General features: G+C 74.5%; 17 protein-coding genes. 11 read left to right on the forward strand and 6 right to left on the reverse strand.

What is annotated here, in order from left to right:
* The first annotated feature begins 145 nt into the window (after window positions 1-145).
* A complete protein-coding gene (locus ICC28_RS13630; protein WP_188288787.1) occupies window positions 146-772 on the forward strand; it encodes a sigma-70 family RNA polymerase sigma factor in 627 nt (208 codons plus the stop codon).
* Here the strand turns inward: ICC28_RS13630 and ICC28_RS13635 are convergent.
* Window positions 767-1,843 (reverse strand): MerR family transcriptional regulator, encoded by a 1,077-nt coding sequence (locus ICC28_RS13635; protein WP_188288788.1) that lies wholly within the window; start codon window positions 1,841-1,843, stop codon window positions 767-769. The two genes, ICC28_RS13630 and ICC28_RS13635, sit on opposite strands and share 6 nt — an antisense overlap.
* 310 nt (window positions 1,844-2,153) lie before the next feature.
* Here ICC28_RS13635 and ICC28_RS13640 point away from each other — a divergent pair, with 310 nt between their 5' ends.
* On the forward strand, window positions 2,154-2,825 hold the full coding sequence (locus ICC28_RS13640) for an SDR family NAD(P)-dependent oxidoreductase (protein ID WP_188288789.1): 672 nt from the start codon (window positions 2,154-2,156) through the stop codon (window positions 2,823-2,825).
* Window positions 2,826-3,029: 204 nt separating this feature from the next.
* Window positions 3,030-4,535, forward strand: coding sequence for a cryptochrome/photolyase family protein (locus ICC28_RS13645; RefSeq protein WP_188288790.1), 1,506 nt, complete (start codon window positions 3,030-3,032; stop codon window positions 4,533-4,535).
* Here the strand turns inward: ICC28_RS13645 and ICC28_RS13650 are convergent.
* The 4 genes from ICC28_RS13650 to ICC28_RS13665 form a co-directional block, all read right to left on the reverse strand.
* Window positions 4,502-5,794, reverse strand: coding sequence for an NAD(P)/FAD-dependent oxidoreductase (locus tag ICC28_RS13650; RefSeq protein WP_188288791.1), 1,293 nt, complete (start codon window positions 5,792-5,794; stop codon window positions 4,502-4,504). The genes ICC28_RS13645 and ICC28_RS13650 overlap by 34 nt on opposite strands.
* Window positions 5,795-6,156: 362 nt before the next feature.
* Window positions 6,157-7,713, reverse strand: coding sequence for an FAD-dependent oxidoreductase (locus ICC28_RS13655; RefSeq protein ID WP_188288792.1), 1,557 nt, complete (start codon window positions 7,711-7,713; stop codon window positions 6,157-6,159).
* Complete coding sequence (locus tag ICC28_RS13660) at window positions 7,710-8,441, reverse strand: methyltransferase domain-containing protein (RefSeq protein ID WP_188288793.1); 732 nt, start codon at window positions 8,439-8,441, stop codon at window positions 7,710-7,712. Before ICC28_RS13660 ends, ICC28_RS13655 begins: the two co-directional genes overlap by 4 nt.
* Window positions 8,442-8,473: 32 nt before the next feature.
* The gene (locus ICC28_RS13665) at window positions 8,474-9,661 is read right to left on the reverse strand and encodes a lycopene cyclase family protein (RefSeq protein WP_188288982.1); all 1,188 of its coding nucleotides are present in this window, start codon (window positions 9,659-9,661) and stop codon (window positions 8,474-8,476) included.
* Between the two features lie 190 nt (window positions 9,662-9,851).
* Here ICC28_RS13665 and ICC28_RS13670 point away from each other — a divergent pair, with 190 nt between their 5' ends.
* Genes ICC28_RS13670 through ICC28_RS13685 form a run of 4 tightly spaced genes read left to right on the forward strand, consistent with a single transcriptional unit; the run spans window position 9,852 to window position 14,750 of the window.
* Entirely contained in the window at window positions 9,852-11,180 is a 1,329-nt protein-coding gene (locus ICC28_RS13670) for a polyprenyl synthetase family protein (RefSeq protein WP_188288794.1), read from the forward strand.
* Entirely contained in the window at window positions 11,177-12,718 is a 1,542-nt protein-coding gene (locus ICC28_RS13675) for a phytoene desaturase (protein ID WP_188288795.1), read from the forward strand. The genes ICC28_RS13670 and ICC28_RS13675 overlap by 4 nt, the downstream gene beginning before the upstream one ends.
* A complete protein-coding gene (locus ICC28_RS13680) occupies window positions 12,715-13,743 on the forward strand; it encodes a phytoene/squalene synthase family protein (protein WP_188288796.1) in 1,029 nt (342 codons plus the stop codon). The genes ICC28_RS13675 and ICC28_RS13680 overlap by 4 nt, the downstream gene beginning before the upstream one ends.
* Window positions 13,740-14,750: a DUF5914 domain-containing protein gene (locus ICC28_RS13685; RefSeq protein WP_188288797.1), complete on the forward strand. Its 1,011-nt coding sequence runs from the start codon at window positions 13,740-13,742 to the stop codon at window positions 14,748-14,750. The genes ICC28_RS13680 and ICC28_RS13685 overlap by 4 nt, the downstream gene beginning before the upstream one ends.
* Window positions 14,751-14,796: 46 nt before the next feature.
* Here the strand turns inward: ICC28_RS13685 and ICC28_RS13690 are convergent, their stop codons facing one another.
* The gene (locus ICC28_RS13690) at window positions 14,797-16,680 is read right to left on the reverse strand and encodes a protein-arginine deiminase domain-containing protein (protein ID WP_317454010.1); all 1,884 of its coding nucleotides are present in this window, start codon (window positions 16,678-16,680) and stop codon (window positions 14,797-14,799) included.
* Between the two features lie 401 nt (window positions 16,681-17,081).
* Between ICC28_RS13690 and ICC28_RS13695 the strand changes: the two genes are divergently transcribed.
* The 4 genes from ICC28_RS13695 to ICC28_RS13710 all read left to right on the forward strand — a co-directional run bounded on the left by ICC28_RS13695 (window position 17,082) and on the right by ICC28_RS13710 (window position 21,112).
* Window positions 17,082-17,561 carry an RICIN domain-containing protein gene (locus ICC28_RS13695; RefSeq protein ID WP_188288799.1) on the forward strand — a complete coding sequence of 160 codons (480 nt, stop codon included), beginning with the start codon at window positions 17,082-17,084 and terminating at the stop codon, window positions 17,559-17,561.
* Between the two features lie 135 nt (window positions 17,562-17,696).
* Window positions 17,697-18,560: a hypothetical protein gene (locus ICC28_RS13700; RefSeq protein ID WP_188288800.1), complete on the forward strand. Its 864-nt coding sequence runs from the start codon at window positions 17,697-17,699 to the stop codon at window positions 18,558-18,560.
* Window positions 18,561-18,804: 244 nt separating this feature from the next.
* Complete coding sequence (locus ICC28_RS13705) at window positions 18,805-19,710, forward strand: helix-turn-helix domain-containing protein (RefSeq protein WP_188288801.1); 906 nt, start codon at window positions 18,805-18,807, stop codon at window positions 19,708-19,710.
* Window positions 19,711-19,756: 46 nt separating this feature from the next.
* A complete protein-coding gene (locus ICC28_RS13710) occupies window positions 19,757-21,112 on the forward strand; it encodes a family 43 glycosylhydrolase (protein ID WP_188288802.1) in 1,356 nt (451 codons plus the stop codon).
* The last annotated feature ends 11 nt before the right edge of the window (window positions 21,113-21,123 follow it).

The following is a 21,123-nucleotide window of genomic DNA, read 5'->3' on the forward strand; positions in this document are numbered from 1 at the left end:
CCCACGGCGAGAATCGATGCAACGTCGATGCGAGTTGTTCGCCTGCATCGATTCGCGTGACGGTGGAGGGGACGCAGCCGCCCGATGCGGCCGTCGGTGTCCGCCGGACCGCGGACGCCGTCCCTTCCAGCCGGGAGTGGTCGCCATGTCCGTACGGCAGACAGTCCGCACCGAGACCACGAGGCCCGCGCCGGGCCGGTCGCCGGAGACCGCGGCTCGCGAGGCGGCCGATCTGGCCGAGCGTTTCGTCCGCGGGGAGGAGGCCGCGCTGGCCGAGGTGCACCGCGCGTGGCGCCCGTTGGTCCACGCGATGGCCCGGCGGGCGCTCGGGGACACCGGCGAGGCGGAGGACGTCACCCAGAACGTGTTCCTCGCCGCCTGGCGGGGGAGGGCGGGGTTCGACCCCGTGCGCGGAGCCCTGTCCGCCTGGCTCGTGGGCATCACACGCCGCAAGGTGGCCGACGCGCTCTCCGCGCGCACCAGGCGCGGAGAGCTGACGGAGGTCGCCGGGTCGCTGCTGGAGCTGCGGGTCCGCGCGCACACGCCCGAACCCCAGGCCCTGCTCGACCGGGTCGTCGTGCGCGAGGCGATGGCGACACTGCCGGAGGCGCAGCGCCGGGTCCTGACCCTCACCTACTACGACGACCTCACCCAGACGCAGATCTCCCAGGTGACGGGCTGGCCGCTCGGCACCGTCAAGAGCCATGCCCGGCGCGGCCTGCACCGCCTCGGCCGCTGTCTCGAGGAGGAGGGTGCGGCGCTGGCGTCATGAGCGGCGCGTCGGTCCCTGCTCGAGGGGCGTCCCCCGCTCCGCGGCCAGCGTCATGTCGACCGCCTCCCGCAGGTCACGCGGGCGCGGGAGGTCCTGTACCGCACGCAGCCCCCAGCCGGGCCCGCCGAGGAGCACCCGGGGCCGGGTCCGGGCGCCGGGCACGCCCCAGCGCACGTCGGCCGCGTGGTGCGCCAGAGCCGTGTCGGCGGTGGCCCTGGACTGCGACCACAGCAGCACGACACCGGGCCCCGTCCGCCGCACCGCCGCCAGCAGGGCCTCCGGCGGTACGGCGGCACCGAGCACGAGGACGGGCAGGCCGCGCTCCGCCAGCGCCGCGGCCAGCGCCTCCAGCGGCAACGTGTGCTGCTCGCCGGGCAGACACGCCAGCAGCACGGGCGGCGCGTCGAGCGTGCCGGGGCGCGGCAGCGCGTCGACGAAGGCGTGGCGCAGCGCCGCCGAGATGTGCCAGGAGAGCAGGTGTTCCACCTCGACATAACGGTCGCCGCTCGACTCCCACTTGCGGCCGACCGCGCGCAGGGTGGGCGCCAGCACCGTCTCCCAGGCGGTGATCAGACCGTGGGCCGCGACGGCCTCGCTCACCTGCTCCTGCACGGCGGCCGAATCCATGCGGACGGCCGCGCGGGCGAGCCCGCGGCACTCACGGCGGACGTCGCCGAGCGGCAGACCACTTGGCGAGTGCGACCGCGTCCCGGCGAACGGCTGCGCTGCGGCGGGCGGCTTCCGGCGGACCGGGGGCCGCTCCCCGTCCGCCGACGGGAACTCCGGTTCCGTCGGCCCGGGGCCCGTGCGGCTGCGGTCGGCGGCGCGTTGCCTTGCGGCGCGAGCCGCCTCGGCCGGAGGCACACCCGCCGCCGTCAGCCGGCACATCTCCTGCACCATGGCGACGTCCTCCGCGGTCCAACGGCGGTGGCGCCCCTGGACCCTGGCCGCCGGGCCCAGCCCGTAACGGCGGTCCCAGGAGCGCAGCGTCGTCGGCGAGACCCCGAGCCTGCGGGCGAGGAACCCGGTCGTCACCCCGACGGGAACCGGGTCCTCCTCGGTGGCGGTCATCCGGCGGGGGCGGCGACGAGTGGGGGCATGGCGATTGTCGTCCTCTCGCGGCGACGGGACACACAGCGGGCGGGGAAACCCGGACACGTCCTACTTCAGGCCGAAAACCACTCGTGGATGCACGAGGGCGCACGAGCGTGCGAGCGACATCGCCCGATCAGGGTGCAACCCCTGACCGCCGCCGCCCCGAACTACGGACACAAGGGACGGACGCCCGTCCCGTATCCGACCGAGGACCTCACATGAAGCCATGCGCAGAACGCCCCCGGACGCCGCGTCGGCCGCTGCGCCCCCCGAACGGAGAGCGGGCATGAACCTGAAAGGCGCGCGCGTTCTGGTGCCGGGCGCGACCGGAGCCATCGGCGGTGCCCTCGCCGAGCGGCTGCACGCGCACGGGGCCCGGCCGGCGGTCGCGGGCCGCGACCCGGTGGCCCTGGACCGGATCGCCGCGGCCTGCGGGGGCGCACCGGCCCGCCGCTTCGACGCCTACGACCTCGGCCGCTGCGCCGACACCGTGACCTGGGCCGCGGACGCGCTCGGCGGCCTGGACGCGGTCGTCGTCTGCGTCGGGGTGCCGGCGTTCGGTCCCGCCGCATCCGTCGACGACGCCACGGCCGAACACCTGTTCACCGTCAATGCCCTGGCGCCGATGGCGTTCCTGCGCGCGGCGCTGCCCGTGGTGTCCCCACGCGGAGTCCTCGCCGCCGTCACGGGCACGGTGGTCGACCTGCTGCCGGCGGGCATGGCGGACTACGCCGCGGCCAAGGCGGCTCTGGCGGCCTGGCTGGCGGCGGCCCGCAGGGAACGCCGGCACACCGGTCCGGCCGTCCTCGACGTCCGGCTGCCGCACGTCGCGTCGGGCTTCGCCGAGCGCGCCGTCGTGGGCCGACCGCCCGCCCTGCCGCACGGGTGGACGGTGCAGCGGGCCGTGGACACGACGGTCGACGCGCTCGTCACGGCGCGGGCCGCGGGCCATGACTGAGAACGGCCTCCGCCTCTCCCCGGCCACAGGGGTGCGGAAGGACCGGAGCGCCCACCCGAAGCGGGCCTCCGGCCCCGGCTCGGGGGATCCGGGACCGAAGACCGGCCACCCCTTGCTTCCGGGGCCGACCCCCGTTCGGATGCGGGACGGGGCGGACCGTCGCGCACCGGGCACCCCCTCGCACGAGCAAGGCGGCACACTGCCATGACCACTCCTCACTGGCTCTTCGGAGACCAGCTCGGACCCCACTTCCTGACGCCCGGCCCCGACGGCCCCGACCGTGCCGCCCCGGTGGTGATGATCGAGGCCCGCGCGGTGCTGCGCCGTCGGCGCTTCCACCGCGCCAAGGCCCATCTGGTCCTGTCCGCCATGCGGCACCGCGCCGCCGAACTCGGCGACCGGGTGCGGTACATCCGCTGCGAGACCTACCGCGAAGGACTGCGCGAGGCCGTCGGCGACGGACCGGTGACGGTCCATCACCCGACCTCGCACGCGGCCCTGCGGCTGGTCCGCTCCCTCGACAACGTCACCGTGCTGCCCGCGCGCGGCTTCCTCGTACCGCACGACGACTTCCGCGCCTGGGCGGACGGGCACGGCGGCCGGCGCCTGCGTCAGGAGGACTTCTACCGCTGGGTGCGGCGCGGGCACCACCTGCTGATGGACGGCGAGGCCCCGGCCGGCGGACGCTGGAACCACGACCACGACAACCGCGAGGCCCCGCCCCGGGGCGCGTCCACCCTCGACGCCCCCGCCCCCTACCGGCCGCGCGAGGACGACATCGACGACGAGGTGCGGCACGACCTGGACCGCTGGGAGCGGGACAAGGAGGTCGACTTCGTCGGACGGGACGGCCCCCGGCTCTTCCCGGCCACGCGGCGCGAGGCGCTGGCCGCGCTGCGCAGGTTCGTCGAACACCGGCTGGCCGGCTTCGGGCCGCACGAGGACGCGATGCTGGCCCGCGACCCGGTGATGAGCCACAGCCTCCTGTCGTCCTCGCTCAACCTCGGTCTGCTGCACCCCGAGGAGTGTGCGGCACGCGCCGAGGACGCCTGGCGGTCGGGGCGGGCGCCGGTCAACAGCGTGGAGGGGTTCGTCCGGCAGGTCGCCGGATGGCGCGAGTACGTCTGGCAGCTCTACTGGTACTTCGGGGACGACTACCGCGACCGCAACGCCCTGCGGCACCACGCGCCGCTCCCGGAGTGGTTCCTCGACCTGGACGCCGACGCCGTCACCGCCCGCTGCCTGGCCACCGTCCTGGCCCAGGTCCGCGACACCGGCTGGACCCATCACATCCCGCGGCTGATGGTGCTCGGCAGCCACGCCCTGCAACGCGGCTGGGACCCGCGGGCGGTCACGGACTGGTTCCACCGCTGCTTCGTCGACGGCTACGACTGGGTGATGCTCCCCAACGTCGTGGGCATGTCCCAGTACGCCGACGGCGGGCGCATGACCACCAAGCCGTACACCTCCGGCGGCGCCTACGTGAACCGGATGAGCGATCTGTGCGGCGGCTGCGCGTACCGTCCCGGCGAGCGCGTGGGCGAGCGGGCCTGCCCCTACACCGCGGGGTACTGGGCCTTCCTGCACCGCCACCGGTCCCGGCTGGCGGGCAACCAGCGCATGACGCGGGCCGTGCGGGGCCTGGACCGGCTGGGTGATCTGCCGGAGCTGCTGCGTCAGGAGCGGGAGCGCGGCGACGACGCGCCCTGACCGGTGGTGCCGCGCGGCCGGCTGCGCAGGTCGGCCAGCACCTCGCGCGCGGCCCGCGCCCCCGACGCCATCGCCCCCTGCACCGAACCGGTGGCCCGGTGGTCCCCGCACACGAACCGACCCGGGGCCACCCGGGTCCTGCGGTTGAGCGCTTGCGGGGGCGCCATGGCGGGCAGCGCGTCCGGCACCGTACGCACCGCGAGCAGGTCCCAGGCGTCCGTGGCCGTGCCGTAGGCCTCGGCGAGCGCCCCGCGCACCTCGCGCTCCCGGCCCTCGGCGTCGGAGCCCAGCACCGAGGTGGCGACGAGCGCGTGGCCGGGCGGTGCGTAACCGCGTACCACGTCGCTGAGCACACAGGTGTTGAGGAACCGCCGCCGGGTGTCGACCAGCAGGGTGGGCTCGCCGAGCGGCGATCTCGGGGCCACGTGGAAGTACGTGGTCACCACGCGATAGGCGGGCACGCCGACGCCGGGCAGGAGAGTGGCGAGGGGACCCGGTCCGGTGGCCACCACCACGGCACGGGCCGCCAGTTCACGGCCGTCGGCGGTCACGGCCCCGTCGTCCGTGAGCTGCCGCACGGGCGTCTCCAGGTGCACGGTGCCCGGCGGCAGGGCGCCGGCCAGGGCGCGCGGCACCGCCCCGATGCCCCCGCCGGGCAGACACAGGGTGCCGCGCAGCATGCTGCGCCACACCAGGTGGAAGACCCGGCTGGAGGTCTCCAGCTCGTCCTCCAGGAAGACCCCCGACAGGAAAGGACGGAAGAACCGCTCCACGAACGCGTCCGAGAACCCGGCCCGGGCCAGTGCCGTCCTCGTGGTGGTGTCCGCCGCCGATGTCAGCCGTCGCGGCGGGGCCAGCACGTCCCGCGCCGAGAGCGCACCGAGCGCGAGCAGGTCGCGCGGCCCGGCGAGTCGTCCCGACAGCAGCTCGGGCAGTGTGCCGGGACGCCGCGTCGGGTCACCGAACCGCAGCCGGCCCGACGAGGAGTGGACCAGTACGCCGGGGGTGAACGGCCGCAGACCCAGCCGGCGCAGCGACAACCGCCGCCGCACCTGCGGATAGGAGGTGTTGAAGACCTGGAACCCGCGGTCCACGACGAAGCCCTCGACGAGGTCGGAGCGCATGCGTCCGCCCACGCCGTCGCCCGCCTCCACGACCAGCGTGTCGGTGCCGGCCGCCAGCAGGTCCCACGCACAGGCCAGTCCGGCGACGCCGGCTCCGACCACCAGCACGTCCACCACGTCCCGGGCCGGGGACACACGACCACCTCGCTCGTGTCACGAGCCGCCCCCGCCCGAGCGGGTGACGGCGGCGAAGCCCTTTCCGTCTCTCTTCCCGGCGGCACGGGCAGGCGGATGCACTTGGCCGCTCATGGGACCGCTGTCTTCCCGGCGGGACGGTCCGGCGGGTGCACCGGGCCGCTGTCTTCCCGACGGGACGGTCCGGCGGATGCACCTGGCGCTCACGGGACCGCCGTCTTCCCGGCGGAACAACGATCCGGCGGAGGCACCGGACCGCTCACGGAACCACGCCCGTACCGCCGTCGAGGCGTCCCACCAGGCCCTTCGCCCCCCTGACCCGGGAGAATCCGTGAACGGCGGCCGCGGCACCGGTCGTGTGCTCAGCGCGCGGCCGCCCACCCGGCCAGCGCCCGCACGACCGCGCCGCGGCCCCGGTCCGGCACCGTCCACAGCGTCTGGCCACGCACCCCCCACCGTTCCAGCAGGGCGTTGGCGGCCAGGAAGCCGGTCGTCGCCGCGCGTTCCATGAGGGCCACGGGCAGCCCGGTGCGGACCAGGTCCCCGGCGACCACCAGGCCCGGGTCCGGGGTGCGTACGGACGGCCGGTCGGCGAAGCCGCCCACCGGGAACAGGGGGCAGTCGTCGTGCCACTCGTGGCGGGCGTCGACGACCGTGGCCGCGCGGGTCTCCGGGTAGACGCGGTGCAGCTGGTCGACCAGACGCTTCTCCTCCACGTCGCGGGCCGCCTCCCGCGGCACCGCGTAGGCGTGCAGTTCGACGACGGAGCCCCCGGTGCGCGCCGCCCAGCGGGCCGCCTCGTCCTCCCAGCGCTCCAGCACGCTGACGTTGTCCAGCGTGCCGAAGCCGCTGGTGCCCAGGAACCCCGGCCGCTCCGGCGCGACCGGCCGGTCCAGCCACAGGCGGCTGACCAGGAACGGCGGTGCGGTGCGCAGTCGCCCGATCCGTTCGCGCCAGGCGGCGTCGCCCAGCCCCCCGCTGCGGGCGACCAGGCCACGCAGTCCCGAGGTGTCCAGGGCGAGGACGACACCGTCATGACGGCTCTCGTCCCGGTCGGTGGCCACCACGAACCCTCCGCCGGACCGGGGCGCGACCCGCTCGACGGCAGTGCCGGTGCGCACCTCGGCGCCGTGCCCGCCCAGGTAGGCGGCCAGCGGGTCCCACAGCGCGGCCGGGAAGGGCGAGCGGGGCACGTCGAACAGCAGTCCCTCGGCCGAGCCGAGGAAGTAGATGTGGAACATCAGCGCCATCTCCGCCGCCGACAGCTGCCGGGGATCGGCGAAGAAGCTCCGGGAGAACACCTCGAACGCCAGGTGGCGGGCGCGCTCCGGAAACCGGATCGCGCCCAGGAAGTCGTGGGCGCTGGTGCCGTCGAGACGGTCGTAGATCTCGGGTACGCGCACGTCGAGCAGGGGCAGGGCGGCGACCGGATCCATGCCGGACAGGTCGCGCAGCCGGAAGGAGGGGCTGAGCGCGGCGAAGCCGAGCGCGCTCCACGGCGGGGTCCGCGGCACGTGCCGGAAGCTGTCGCGCAGCCCGCTGCCGTGCAGCAGCGGATAGTCCGGCAGGGCGGTCAGCCGGGCCAGCCCGGGGTCGGTACGGCGCAGCAGGCCACGCAGGTTGTAGTACTGGCGGAAGAACGCGTGGAAGCCGCGGCTCATGGTCACCGTGGTGCCGTCGCGCAGCCGGGTGGGCCGGCCGCCGACGCGCCCGCCGAGGTACGTACGGCGCTCGTACAGCGTCACGGCCACGCCGCGCTCGGCCAGCGCGGTGGCGGCGGCCAGTCCGGCGATGCCGCCGCCGATCACGGCGACCGACCGAGGCGCTCCGACGACCCGCGCGGAGCCGGGGTGGGCCGGCAGGATCCGGGCCCGGCGGTCCCGGCCGCGGCGGGCCGCGGCGGGGCGGTGGGCGCTCATCGCGGGTCCTCCGTCGCGAGGCCGGTCCGGCGGGCCACGAAGGTGTGGGTGATCCCCGTCTGCCAGCCCGGCAGGGGCAGCGTCCGGACCCGGTCGAACCCGGCGCCGCGGATGCGCCGCGCGAAGCGCTCGGCGGTGTCGAACTCCACCACGCTGCGCCACAGATGGCGGTAGAGCGGACCGTCCCCGAGCGCGGTCGCGGCGGGCTGCACGATGCCGCGGCAGACCAGCGTCCACACCGCCCGGTCCAGGCGGCGCCCGCTGAGGGCGTACTCGTGGACGCCCAGCCGACCGCCCGGCCGCAGCAGCCCGCGCACCGCCGACAGGACGGCGTCGGGGTCGGTGACGTTGCGGAAGAGGTAGGCGGCGAAGACCGCGTCGAACGGCCCGCGCACACCGGCCGCCGCCAGCCGCTCGACCGGCGCGTGGACGAACGTCACCCCGTCCGCCCACGGCTTGGCGGCGGCACGGGCCAGCATCCCGGCCGAGGCGTCCACGGCCGTGATCTCGGCTGCCGGCAGGACCGAGCGCAGCGCGGCGGTCGACGCGCCGGTGCCGCAGCCCAGGTCCAGCAGGCGCAGCCCGGCGCCGTGCCCGGGCAGGCCGAGCCGGCGCACCGAGCGACGCAGGTGCGCGTGGTAGCCGGGGTTGGCGGCCACCAGCGTGTCGTAACTGCGGGACGCGTGGTCGAACGCGGCGGCGAGGTCCTCGTCGCGCAACAGGGTCATACGGTCTCCCGGAGCAGAAGGGGCGGGGCGGTTCAGTCGTACGGGCGGCGCGGCAGCCGAGGCAGTTCCGCCGCGGACCGGAGCATCGGCCGGACCGGGGCGCGCAGACCGACGGCCAGATCCTCGAACAGATGGGTGTCCCCGTCGAGGAAGCGCAGCAGCCGCTCGGCGGGTACGCGCGCGAACAGGCGGCAGAACAGCGCGGGGCCGTCGACGCGCCCGCTGTCCAGGGCGCGCAGCAGCACCGCGTCCATGGCGCGCGAGCGCACGGAGTGGGCGGCGGGCGGCACCGGCCGACGCCCCCGCTGCAAGGCGGCGGCGACGGCCGCGGTCTGGCGCTGCAGGCCGGCGAAGGTGTAGCCGGTGGCGGGCCGGGTGGCGCCGCCGGCCGCCCCGATGCGGAAGACGGAGCTGCCGACCCGGCTCGGCATCGGCGCGTCGGTCATGGGGATGACCCCGGTCTCCTTCGCCAGGACCCGCAGGGGGCCCAGCCGCAGCACCTCCTGCGCGTACTGCCGTACGGCGGCCTCGTAGCCGTCGGCGGTGAGCGGCCGCGCGGAGAACTCGGTGTACTCCACCAGCGCCTCACGGGCGGAGAGCGGCAGCACGTAGCCGAACGACACGCCCTTCGCCGGCTGCGGGGTGCGGAAGTCCATCAGGTCGAGCGTGCCGGGGTCGAAGGCCGGCCGCTGCGTGCGGACGAACCAGCCGTGGAAGTGCTGGAGCAGCAGGGTGCGGGCGGCCGGCAGGCTGCCGAGCGGACGCGAGTCGAACACCCAACGGGCGGTGAGCTCGCGGGAGCGTCCGTCGGTGTCCTGCAGACCGACCCGGGCGCCGCCGGGCACGTCTCGCACCGTCTCCACGGTCGCCTCCAGACGGGTGACGTGGGGGCTGCGGGCCAGGTCCCGGCCGACCAGCTCCGCGAAGTCGTCCGAACGGATCATCTTGTACCGCAGTGGAGCGATGTCCCCCACGATCGGCGCGCCCGCGGGCGGACACACCCGCAGCAGCCGCCAGTCGGAGCGCACCGCCGCATCGAAACGGCCGGGCCCGCGCTCCCAGAAGCACCAGGTCCGCGGCGGCGGCCGCAGCGGGCCCGGCGGCGCCTCCAGCAGGGTCACGGACGGCGTGTGCGCGCCGGGCACCCGTTCGGCGAGCCGGTGGGCGAGGGACAGCCCCGCTGCTCCCGCGCCCACGATCGCCACGTCCGTCTGCGGCACGACGGCTGCCTCCACTCTGCGTACTCCTCGTTCTCGTCGCAGGATGGTTCCCCACCGTGTGCCCCGGTGGATGCACGGCTCACGGCCCCCGCCCCAGAACGTCGGCACGCGCCGGCCGGTGCCGCATCCGTCGCGCGTGCCCGGTCCGAAGCACAGATGACGGACCGAGGACCCTACGGAAGGAACCGGGATGCGGCACCCACAGGCGAAGGAACTCCCGGCGGCCCTGCCGCCGCCCGTGCCACGCCTGGTCCCCGTGCCGGGCTCCTGTGTCCCGGCACGCACGGACCCCCCGGCCCCGCAGGCCGGCCACGACGGGCCGGGCACGCACGGTACGCCGCCCGCGGGCACCCTCCCCGCGGACCTCGCCGACGCCCGTGCCATTGACACCGACGTGCCGGCCGCCGTCGGCCGGATGCTGGACCATCTCCTGGCCGACCGCCTCGACCGGGCCCACCTCGTGGATCCGCTGTTCGCCAAGGACCTGGCCGAGCGGGTGACCCGCTTCACCCGTGAGGGTGGCAAGCGCAGCCGCCCCCAACTGCTGTGGTGGTCCGCGCGCGCCTGCGGCGGACCGGAACCGGCCGGCGCGAGCGCGGCCCTGCGGATCGGCGCGGCGCTGGAACTCCTCCAGACCTGCGCGCTCGTCCACGACGACGTCATGGACCGCTCGCCCCTGCGGCGCGGCAGGCCCGCCCTGCACGCCGACCTCAGCGCCCGGTACGCCGACCGGGTGCCCGCCGGGCCCGCCGGGCGCTTCGGCGAGTCCGCCGCGATCCTCGCCGGTGACCTCGCGCTCGCCTGGGCCGACGACGTGGTGGCCGAGACCCCGCTGCCCGCCTGGACCACGATCGCGGTGCGCCGCCTGTGGAGCGACATGCGCCTGGAGATGGTCGCCGGCCAGTACCTGGACCTCCACGGCCAGACCGTCGCCGCCCGGTCGCTGCCGCGAACCCTGCGCGCGGCCTGTCTGAAGAGCGCCCTGTACTCGGTGGAACGGCCGCTGGCCCTCGGCGCCGCCCTGGCCGGCGCGGACAGCGTCACCGTGCAGAAGATCTGTACGGTCGGACGCCGCATCGGCATGGCCTTCCAACTGCGCGACGACGTGACCGACGTCTTCGGCGACGCCCGGCACACCGGCAAGCCGTGCGGCGGGGACATCCGCGAGGGCAAGGCCACCTACCTGGTCGTCTTGGCCCGGGCCCGCGCCGAGGCCGACGACGACCGGGCCGCCCTCAAGGTGCTGGACCGGTGCGTGGGGAACGCCGCACTGACCGCCGCGGACCTCGACGAGGTGCGGGAGGTCCTGGTGCGGACGGGAGCGCGGGCCGCCGTCGAGACGAAGATCGAACGCCTGGTGGAGCAGGGCCTGCGCCACTTCGACAGCGCGCTGCTCGACCCGGACGGCGGACGCCGCCTGCGCCGGCTGCTCGTGTCGGCGGTCGACGTGACCGCCCCGCCGGAACCGGCGGGCCGCGTGGCGCAGGCCGCGCCGGGCCGCGGGGAGGACCGGCGATGACCCGCACCGTCCCGGGCCGCACCGATCACGTCGTGGTCGTGGGAGCCGGACTGGCCGGCCTGTCCGCAGCCCTCCACCTGCTGGGCGCCGGACGCCGGGTCACCGTCGTCGAACGGGACGCGGGCCCCGGCGGCCGAGCCGGCCGCCTGACGCTCGGCGGCTACCGGATCGACACCGGCCCCACCGTGCTGACCATGCCCGACCTCGCCGACGAGGCCTTCGCCGCCGTCGGCGACAGCCTGCGCCGACGGGTCGACCTGATTCCCCTGCACCCCGCCTACCGGGCGCGGTTCGCGGACGGCAGCAGCCTCGACGTGCACACCGACGCCGACGCGATGGCCGCCGAGGTGGAACGCTTCGCCGGGCCCGCGGAAGCCGCGGGCTACCGGCGGCTGCGCGCGTGGCTGGAGCGGCTGTACCGGGCGCAGATGCGCCGTTTCATCGACGCCAACTTCGACTCGCCGCTGAACCTGCTCACCCCCGACCTGGCCCGGCTGGCCGCGCTCGGCGGGTTCGGTCGGCTCGACGCCCGCATCGGCCGCTACCTGCACGACGAACGGCTGCGCCGGGTCTTCTCCTTCCAGGCGCTGTACGCCGGTGTCCCGCCGGCCCGCGCGCTCGCCGCCTACGCCGTCATCGCCTACATGGACACGGTCGCCGGCGTGTACTTCCCCCGCGGCGGCCTGCACGCCGTGCCCCGCGCCATGGCGGACGCCGCCGCCGACGCGGGCGCCGACCTGCGGTACGGCCGGTCGGTGACCCGCCTGGAGCGCTCCGGCGAGCGGATCACGGCCGTCGTCACCGAGCAGGAGCGCATCCCCTGCGACGCGGTCGTCCTCACCCCCGACCTCCCCGTCGCCTACCGGCTCCTCGGCCGAAGGCCGCGCAGGCCGGTGCGGCTGCGGCACGCCCCGTCCGCGGTCGTGCTGCACGCGGGCACGGACCGCACCTGGCCCGGGCTGGGCCACCACACGCTGTCCTTCGGAGCGGCCTGGCGCACCACCTTCGACGAACTCACCCGCACCGGGCGGCTCATGAGCGATCCGTCCCTGCTCATCACCAGGCCCACCGCCACCGACCCCGGCCTTGCTCCCCCCGGCCACCACCTCCACTACATCCTCGCGCCCTGCCCCAACACCGACATCGGACCGGGGGCCGCCGAGTGGGCCGACCTCGGCCCGCGCTACCGGGACACGCTCCTGCGGGAGCTGGAGCGGCGCGGTCTCGACGGCCTCGGTGCCGCCGTCGAGGAGGAGTGCCTGGTCACCCCGGCGGACTGGCAGGCCCAGGGCCACGCCGCCGGGACACCCTTCTCGGCCGCCCACACCTTCCCCCAGACCGGCCCCTTCCGGCCCCGCAACCTGGTCCGGGGCACCGAGAACGCCGTCCTCGCCGGCTGCGGCACCACTCCCGGCGTCGGGGTCCCCACCGTGCTGGTGTCGGGAAAGCTCGCCGCCGCCCGCATCACCGGCGTCCCCCGTCCCGCCCCCACCCGCCCGCGGCCGTCGTCGGGCACCGTGACGGAGGCATCCGTATGACCGACCGTGAACTCGACGCCGCGGGGATCGACGACCCGGAGCTGCGTGCCGCGTACGGCCACTGCCGTACCCTCAACGCCCGCCACGGCAGGACGTACTTCCTCGCCACCCGGCTGCTGCCCGTCGAACGCCGGCCCGCCGTGCACGCCCTGTACGGGTTCGCCCGCTGGGCCGACGACATCGTCGACACCCCCGCACCCGGGACCGACGCCGCCCGCCGGGGCACGGAGCTGACCGAGCTCCAGCGCCAACTGGACGAAGGGCTGCGACGGGGGCGGAGCCGCGAGCCGGTGGTGCGGGCCGTCGCCGACACGGCGCGCCGCTACGGCATCGACCACGCCCACTTCCGCGACTTCATGTCCGCCATGCGCGCGGACCTGGTGGTGACCGACTACCCCACCTACGCCGACCTCCGCGGCTACATGCACGGTTCGGCCGCGGTGATCGGACTGCAGATGCTGCCCGTCCTCGGCACCGTGGTCCCGCGCGAGGAGGCGGAGCCGCACGCGGCCGCCCTGGGCGTCGCCTTCCAGCTCACCAACTTCCTGCGGGACGTGGGCGAGGACCTCGACCGCGGCCGCGTCTACCTGCCCGCCGACCTGCTCGCCGCCCACGGCGTGGACCGCGAGCTGCTGCGCCGCAGCCGGGACACGGGCCGCCCCGACGGCCGGATCACCGCCGCGCTGCGGGAGTTCGAGGCCCTCACCCGCGGTGTCTACCGGGAGGCGGAACCGGGGATCGCCCTGCTGGACCCGGTCTCCCGGCCCTGCATCCGCACCGCGTACGTGCTGTACGGCGGCATCCTCGACGCCGTCGCGCGCGACGGGTACGCCGTGCTGCACCGGCGTGCCGTGGTGCCCCGCCGGCGCCGCGCGCGGGTCGCCGCGGCCGGCCTGGTCCGGGTGGCCGGGGCCCGGCTGCGGCACCGCGCCGCCACCCGGCGGGGCGCGGCCGGAACACCCCGCCCACAGCCCGTCACCACCCCCGGCCCGGCCCGCCGGACGACCCCGGAGGAAGTCTCGTGAGCCCTCGGCCCGCCCGCCGCCGACTGCCCCTGTCCCTGCGCCGCCGTCCCGTCCCCTGGGAACGCCAGCGCCCCACCTGGCGCGAGGCGAAGCCCGCGGTGATCGCCCAGGCGCTCAAGCGCGCGACCGCCCGCCCCTCCGGCAACTGGTACGTCGTCGGCGCCACCCGGGCCCTGCGCGCCGACCGCCCGTTGGCGCGCGCCGTGGCCGGGCAGGAGGTGGTCGTCTGGCGCGGCCCCGACGGCCGCCTGCGCGCCGGACCGGGTGTCTGCCCGCACCTGGGGGCGCCCCTGGCCGACAGTCCCGTGCGCTGCGGCACCCTGGTCTGCCACTGGCACGGACTCGCCCTGGACGGCGACTCGTTCGCGGGCTGGGAACCGCTGCCCGTCCACGACGACGGCGTCCTGGTGTGGGTGCGGCTCGACGCGGTCGGCGGGGAGCCCCCGCTGGACGCCCCGGTCCTGCCCGAACGGCCGGACCCCGCCCGCTCCCTGACGGCCGTCTACGAGGGGATCGGCCGCTGCGAGCCGGAGGACGTCGTGGCGAACCGGCTGGATCCCTGGCACGGGGCGTGGTACCACCCGTACTCGTTCGTCGACCTCAAGGTGGTCGACGAACCCGACGGCCCGGAACCCGGCGGCGACGACAGCTTCACCGTCGACGTCTCCTTCAAGGTGGCGGGGCGGCTCGTCGTCCCGGTCCGGGCCGTCTTCACCGCCCCCGAACCGCGCACGGTCGTCATGCACATCACCGAGGGGGAGGGCGTCGGCTCCGTGGTCGAGACCCATGCCACCCCCCTGGGACCGGATCCGCAGGGACGTCCGCGCACCGTGGTGACCGAGGCGGTGGTGGCCGCCTCCGACCGTCCGGGCTTCGGCCTCGCCCGCCGCGCGGCGCCCCTGCTGCGTCCCCTCGTCCGCACGGCGGCGGCCCGCCTGTGGCGCGACGACCTCGCCTACGCGGAACGCCGGCGCGAGCTGCGCTCGACGGGGAGGTTCCCCGGCTGAGGGCGCGGCCGGGGCGAACCGGCCGCGCCTGCCCACCGCCGTGCGGCTACTGCTTCCACCAGGCGGCGGAGGCGTCGCGCAGGGTGTTGGTGCCGCAGTGGATCTCGCCCATGCCGAGGTGGTACGTGTACCAGTCGTCGATGTACGAGACCTTCATGCCCGCCCGGGTGTACGCGGCCGTGACGGCCTGGGTGAAGATGTCCTTGCCCCCGATGACCGGGCCCCACTGGCGCGGGGCGAGGTAGCGGTCGCGCGAGAGCAGGATGCCGTTGACGGCGCCCGGCACATAGGCGCTGGTCATGATCGTCGGCGCCGCGGCGCGGGAGCGCTCGGCGAACTTCTGCTGACCGTACTTGCGGGCGCCCTCCGGGGCCTCGTCGGTGCCGCCGAGGCGGCGCAGCAGCGGCACGCGGGTGTCCTCGCTGTCCTGCACGATGCCACGCGTGTAGAGCGCGGGCACGTGGACGATCTCGTCGTCCGTGATGCCCGTCTCCCGCTTGAGGACCTTCAGGTTGGCCGCGATCTTCCGGGCCGCCATCTCGTTGTCCTTCACGAGGTACCGGGAGGAGAGGGCGTCGTCGATGGTCTCGGCGGGGGGCAGGAACTCGTCGAAGCCGGGGACGGAGAACATCTTCTTCGCGCCGTGACCGTCGCGCTGCGCGTCCCGCAGCAGCTGGAGTCCGGCCTTCGGGTCGGCGATGCCGATCCGCCAGCCGCGCGGGGTGTCGGCCGGCAGGAACTGCACGAACTCGTCGACGTGGCCCACGTGCAGCCAGGAGGTGTCCAGCAGGAGCGGGTCCTGCAGCCCCTGGGACTTCAGCATCGTGCGGATCTCCTTCGAGGGGCGCACGCCGCTGCCGTCCTTGCGCTCACCCATGATGATCCGGCCCGCCGGGAACGAGCGGCCGTTCGCGGTGTGCGGAGGGATCGTCTCCAGGTTGCCGTAGGAGTTCAGGGTCTCCCAGCCCTGCATGTCCCGGCCCTTGGCCTGGACGACACCGATGTTGGGGCCGCGCAGCTTCTCGTACAGCTCGCGACCGGCCTCCCGGTCCTGGGCGGAGCGCAGCATCACGCGCATCGTCCGCTGCCGTCCGTCCGGACCCGTCATGGCGAGGTACGCGGGCTCCACGAAGTCCTGGGCCCAGATGTCGCCGTACTTCTCGAAGGTCACCAGCGGCTTGGTGATGCCCGCCGCCCGGCTCTCCTTGTCGAGCTTCTTGACGAACTCGCGCTGCCGCTTGGCCCACGGGTCGTTGCCGCGGACCTTGGTGACCATCAACTGCTGGGTGTTCTGCAGGGCATGGTGGGTCAGCAGCGGGGCGGCGCGCAGTGTGACGGTGTCGGCGGAGGTGCCGGACGAGGACGTCACCTTCAGCCGGATCGCCACCCGCCCGTCCCACTTCGCGCTGTCGCGGATCACGTCCTTGCCCTCGACACCGAACTCGATGCCCGCCCGCAACTCGGCCCGGGTCAGCCGGGTCTGCGAGGTGACGGGCGTCCACTTGCCGTCGCGCTTGAGGAAGACCCTGCTCTGCGCGGCCCCCGCCGTGACCTTGACGCTGCCCTTGGCGTCGGACGGCAGGCCCCGCATCGGCACCGAGAGCACCCGGGCCAGGTCCGCGGCGTCGGCGCGGCCGTTGACCTTGTTGTCCGAGGCGTCGTTGCAGGCGGCCAGCTTGGCGTCGGAGAGCGGGCGGCCGTTCGACCCGGTGGTCGGGCACCGCTTGCCGTCGTCGTCGATGTTGGGCAGGAAGACCGCGCCCCGCTTCACGGTCCAGGTGTTCTCCCCGGCCGTGTCGGTGGTGCCGGTGATGTCGACCTTCCCGTCACGGTTGACGTCGGCTCTCAGGTCGACACGCGGCGGCTCGTCCGCGTACGCGTTCGCCGGGGGCGTGAGCACCGCTCCCGTCGCGGTAAGGGCCAGTACCACCCGTGCAGCATGTCTCGTACGCACATCGCGTCCTTTCTCTGCGTGCGGTCATCTGCCGCTGAAGTGAAGGAGGCGGAAAGAGCGTTCTGCGTTGGGTGTCCTGCACGAAAACGTCTGCGGTGAAGGACAACCGAGGGAACAAGTAAGTCCATTAGGGACGAAAGGCGGTCCGGCGGCGCCGTCGTGCCGTCTGCTTCCCGTCCCGGGACAGGGGCGCCCCGGCAGGCCATGAACGCGTCTGTCCCGAGACGCGTGAAGCAGCCGGGACCAGGTTGTGAAGAGGGTGTGAGCTGCACAAACTCCTCTCACCGACGCGGTGCTTCGCCTCCGACGGCGAGCGCACGCCGGTTCTGACGGCCCCTCGGGCCGACTCCTCGCCATCCCCTGGAAGGGACTTCCGCATGACTTCCGTACGCGTCCTCCTGCCCTCCTTCGTGGCAGCCGCCGTGACCGTGCTCGGCGCGGCCGCCGTCACTCCCGTCTCCGCCGCCTCCGCTCCCGTCGCCCGCGCGGCGGCCGCGGAGACGTACCGCAACGTGCACACGGGGCTGTGCATGGACGACAGCGACGGCGGCGGGCTGCGCGGCTGGCAGTGCAACGGGCTCAACCACCAGAAGTGGGTGGTGACCCGGCACACCGACGACACCCGGCAGCTGTCGAACATGTCCACGGGCCGGTGCCTGGACGACAGCCCCGCCGGCCTGCGCACCTGGCCGTGCAACGGACTCGACTTCCAGAAGTGGAAGGTCGAGAAGCTCACCCAGAGCCGCATCGTCTTCAAGAACGTGAAGACCGGGGCGTGCATCGCCGACCCCGGCGAGAACCGGCGGCTGATCGCCCTGCCGTGCGTCGTCAACTCGGCGAACCAGCAGTGGCAGTAGAGGGCCGGCCCCAGGCCTCCGGCACGGCGGCCCCGCCTCGAACCTCCCGAGTCCCTCAAGCCTCCCGAAGCTCCCGAGGCTCCCGAAGCACCTGAAGCTCCCGAGCTCCCGAGCTCCCGAACAAGGAGAACGACCATGTCCTCGCGATCCAGCAGACTGCGCAGGATCCTGCCCACCCTCACCCTCACCTGCCTGACCGCCCCGGCCCTCGTCCAGGCCCTCCCCGCCCACGCCGCGCCGGCGAACACCCCGGCCGCGCCCACGGCGAGCGTCCTTCGGGCCGACGCCTCCTTCCCCACCTGGGGGACGCGATGGGTGGTGCACGCCACGCCGGACATCGACTCGCCGTCCGTCGGCATGATCAACCGCAACTCCGCGGGTGAGGACCGCATCACCGCCGACTACCAGGTCGACACAGGCCGCCGGGTGTGCGAGGGCAGCTACTGCTCCACTTTCATGGCCCACATCACCGCACCCGTCACGGGCTTCCTGACCGTCGTCGCCGTGGACATCCCCGAGGACCGGCTCCCCGGCGTCCCCGTCAAGGACGCCCCTCCCGGCGGCGGCTCCCCGACCGGCTCACGACAGCGGACGCTGGAGCGCGCCGCGACCTGGCTCACCGCCAACAACGGCCGCCCCGTGCCCTACAGCCAGTCCGCGTACTGGCGGGACGGCTACCGCCAGGACTGCTCCGGCTACGCCTCCATGGCGCTCGGCCTGCCCACGCCCGGCACCAACACCGTCGGCCTGACCAACCGGAACATCACCCGCCCCATCTCCATGGGCGAACTCCGGCCCGGTGACCTCGTCATCGACGCCATCGGCAACAGCAACACCCGACACGTCGTCATCTTCGAACGGTGGACCGACGCGGCCCACACCTCCTACGTGGCCTACGAGCAGCGCGGCGGCCCCGGTACCTCGCACCGGACGCTGACCTACGGCCTGAACGCAGGCAGCGAGTACCGGGCCTACCGGCCCGTCCAGTACGGCGACTGATCCGTCACCAGGTGTGCGCTCAGCCCTCCCCGGGCCGAGCGCACACCGGCCGGCCGCGGAGGGCCCATGCGTCCGTCCGGGTGAACTGCGCGGCCGGTGAATCGACTCTGCACCAGGCCGCCGTCCGATGTCCGTTGCACCGCGTATGTCGCCATAAATACAGTCCTGACCTGCTGGGGCAGCTCGTCCCGAGCCATGAAGCAGCCAACGGAACACCGTTGCCGAACCCCAGGAGACGTCCGCCATGACGGACAGCGGACACAGTGACCGCCTCGCCGCCCAGCGACAGCTCGGTGCGGCGCTGCGCGCCTTGCAGCACCGGTCGGGACGCACACTGCGCGAGCTGGAGAAGCAGGTTCCCGTCAGCGACTCGTCGCTCTCGCGCTACTTCCGCGGGGACGCCGTCGTGCCCTGGGCCGTGGTCGTCGAGATCTGCCGGGCCCTGGACGGCGATCCGAACGAGTTCCGCGGCCTGTGGGAAACGGCTTCCGCACTGTCGCCGGAACGCGTCGCGCCGCCCGCGTCCGCGGGGGAGGGCGATACGCCCGCCACCGCTCCGGTCCCCCTCCGGCAGCGTCTGAGACGGTGGGCCGGCCGCCCCCGACCCCGGCGCAGGGTCATCGCCGTGGCGATCAGCGCCGCGGCGGTCGGCGCCTGCCTGGCGGCGTACGGAGTCCATGTGGCCGCCGACTCCACGAACGCGAACGCGAGCAGGGGCGCGGCAGGCGGTGGGGCCCCGCGCGGTGAACCGGGGAAGGGGCGAGTCGTCTTCCACGAGGCGGAGAAGGCGCGGATCTATCAGGTGACCATCCGTGACGCCGTCGGGGCGCGCAGCGGCAAGGCCATCGCCCGCATGGACTACCGCGACAGCTTCGTCGAGTTCACCGTCGTCGCGGCGTCGGCGGGCCCCCGGACCATGCGGGTGCGGTACAGCAACGGCTCCCTGGACGACGCCGGCGGTCCGTCGTGCGCCTCGCACGGCCTGATGGTCAACGGAGTCGTCGCGAACGCCGTCCACTACTCGTACACCGGCTGGGAGAACTGGCGGAAGACCGAACCGGTGACGGTCGTCCTCCGCGAAGGCCGCAACACGATCCGTTTCGCCCGGGGAGACCTCTTCACCGAGTTGGACGGCATCGAGTTGGCGTAGGGCCGGCTCCCGACCGCCCACGCCCTTGACCTGTCAGGAGAGCCACATGTCCCCGCACCGCCTGGTCCGCCGCTGGGGGAGGACGCTCGCTCTCCTGACGGTCGCCCTCTGCCTCACCTCGGCACAGCCCGCGCCCGCCGTGAGCCGTTCGCCCGCGGTGGTGCTCGACCACGACTTCGCCGACCCGGACGTCGTCCGGTCCGGCGGTGTCTTCCACGCCTACGCCACCCACAGCGGCGGCCGCCACGTCCAGCACGCCACCTCGCGCGACCTGCGCCACTGGACCCTGGACGACAGCGACGTGCTGCCCACCCCCGGCGCGTGGGCCGCCCCCCGGCCCGACCTGGTGTGGGCACCGGAAGTCTTCGACCACGGCGACGGCTTCACCCTGCAGTACACCGCCCGCGACCGGGCCAGCGACCGGCAATGCATCGGCGTGGCCCGGTCCGCCTCGCCGAACGGCCCCTTCCGACCGGTCGGCGACACTCCACTGATCTGCCCGGCCCAGGAGGGCGGCGCCATCGACGCCGCCACCTACACCGAGGGCGGGCAGCGCTACATCCTGTGGAAGAACGACGGCAACTGCTGCCACCTCGGCAAGGACACCTGGCTGCACCTCCAGCCCACCTCATGGGACGGCACACGCGTCACCGGGGACCCCGTCCGGCTGATCCGGCAGGACCAGCCCTGGGAGAACCACCTGGTGGAGGCTCCCACGCTGATCAAGCGCGCCGGGCACTACGTCCTCCTCTACTCCGCCAACGCCTACGACGGCAGCGCGTACGCCACCGGCTACGCCGTGTCCCGGAGCCTGACCGGCCCCTACACCAAGGCGCCCCACCCCCTGATGACGACGGACGGCTTCTCCGGCGCCGTACAGGGCCCCGGAGGACAGGACGTGGTCACCGGACCCGACGGCCGCGACCGCATCGTCTTCCACGGCTGGACCGGCAGCGGCCGGGCCCTGCACCTGGCCGACCTGAGCTGGGCCGACGGCCATCCGGTGGTGCACGGCGGCAAAGTGATCCACCAGGCGGAGCGCGCACACGTGCACAACGCGTCCGTCCGCGACGCTCCCGAAGCCTCCGACGGAAAGGTCGTCGGCTACATCGACCACCCCGACAGCCACGTCGAGTTCCGCGTGCCCGCCGCCTCCGCGGGCCCCCGCACCCTCTCCGTACGCTTCGCGAACGGCTCCCTGGACACGGCCGGTTCACCGGCCCCGGCCACACACCGCCTGTCCGTCAACGGCACCGACACCGGCGTCGTCCACTACCCCCACACCTCCTGGGGCACCTGGCGCACAGCCGTCACCACCATCACCCTGAAGACCGGCTGGAACACCATCACCCTGTCCAAGGGCGCTCTCTTCGCCGAACTCGACTACATCGAAGTCGGCTGACGCACGGGTCG

Origin of the sequence: Streptomyces sp. TRM68416, from assembly GCF_014596915.1 — a bacterium.
GTDB lineage: Bacteria > Actinomycetota > Actinomycetes > Streptomycetales > Streptomycetaceae > Streptomyces.

Coding starts and splice junctions, on each gene's coding strand:
- ICC28_RS13700 (WP_188288800.1), top strand. CDS start 17,697: ATGTCCTCGCGATCCAGCAGACTGCGCAGGATCCTGCCCACCCTCACC.
- ICC28_RS13695 (WP_188288799.1), top strand. CDS start 17,082: ATGACTTCCGTACGCGTCCTCCTGCCCTCCTTCGTGGCAGCCGCCGTG.
- ICC28_RS13660 (WP_188288793.1), bottom strand. CDS start 8,441: ATGACCCTGTTGCGCGACGAGGACCTCGCCGCCGCGTTCGACCACGCG.
- ICC28_RS13645 (WP_188288790.1), top strand. CDS start 3,030: ATGACCACTCCTCACTGGCTCTTCGGAGACCAGCTCGGACCCCACTTC.
- ICC28_RS13635 (WP_188288788.1), bottom strand. CDS start 1,843: ATGACCGCCACCGAGGAGGACCCGGTTCCCGTCGGGGTGACGACCGGG.
- ICC28_RS13680 (WP_188288796.1), top strand. CDS start 12,715: ATGACCGACCGTGAACTCGACGCCGCGGGGATCGACGACCCGGAGCTG.
- ICC28_RS13670 (WP_188288794.1), top strand. CDS start 9,852: ATGCGGCACCCACAGGCGAAGGAACTCCCGGCGGCCCTGCCGCCGCCC.
- ICC28_RS13675 (WP_188288795.1), top strand. CDS start 11,177: ATGACCCGCACCGTCCCGGGCCGCACCGATCACGTCGTGGTCGTGGGA.
- ICC28_RS13655 (WP_188288792.1), bottom strand. CDS start 7,713: ATGAGCGCCCACCGCCCCGCCGCGGCCCGCCGCGGCCGGGACCGCCGG.
- ICC28_RS13630 (WP_188288787.1), top strand. CDS start 146: ATGTCCGTACGGCAGACAGTCCGCACCGAGACCACGAGGCCCGCGCCG.
- ICC28_RS13710 (WP_188288802.1), top strand. CDS start 19,757: ATGTCCCCGCACCGCCTGGTCCGCCGCTGGGGGAGGACGCTCGCTCTC.
- ICC28_RS13705 (WP_188288801.1), top strand. CDS start 18,805: ATGACGGACAGCGGACACAGTGACCGCCTCGCCGCCCAGCGACAGCTC.
- ICC28_RS13640 (WP_188288789.1), top strand. CDS start 2,154: ATGAACCTGAAAGGCGCGCGCGTTCTGGTGCCGGGCGCGACCGGAGCC.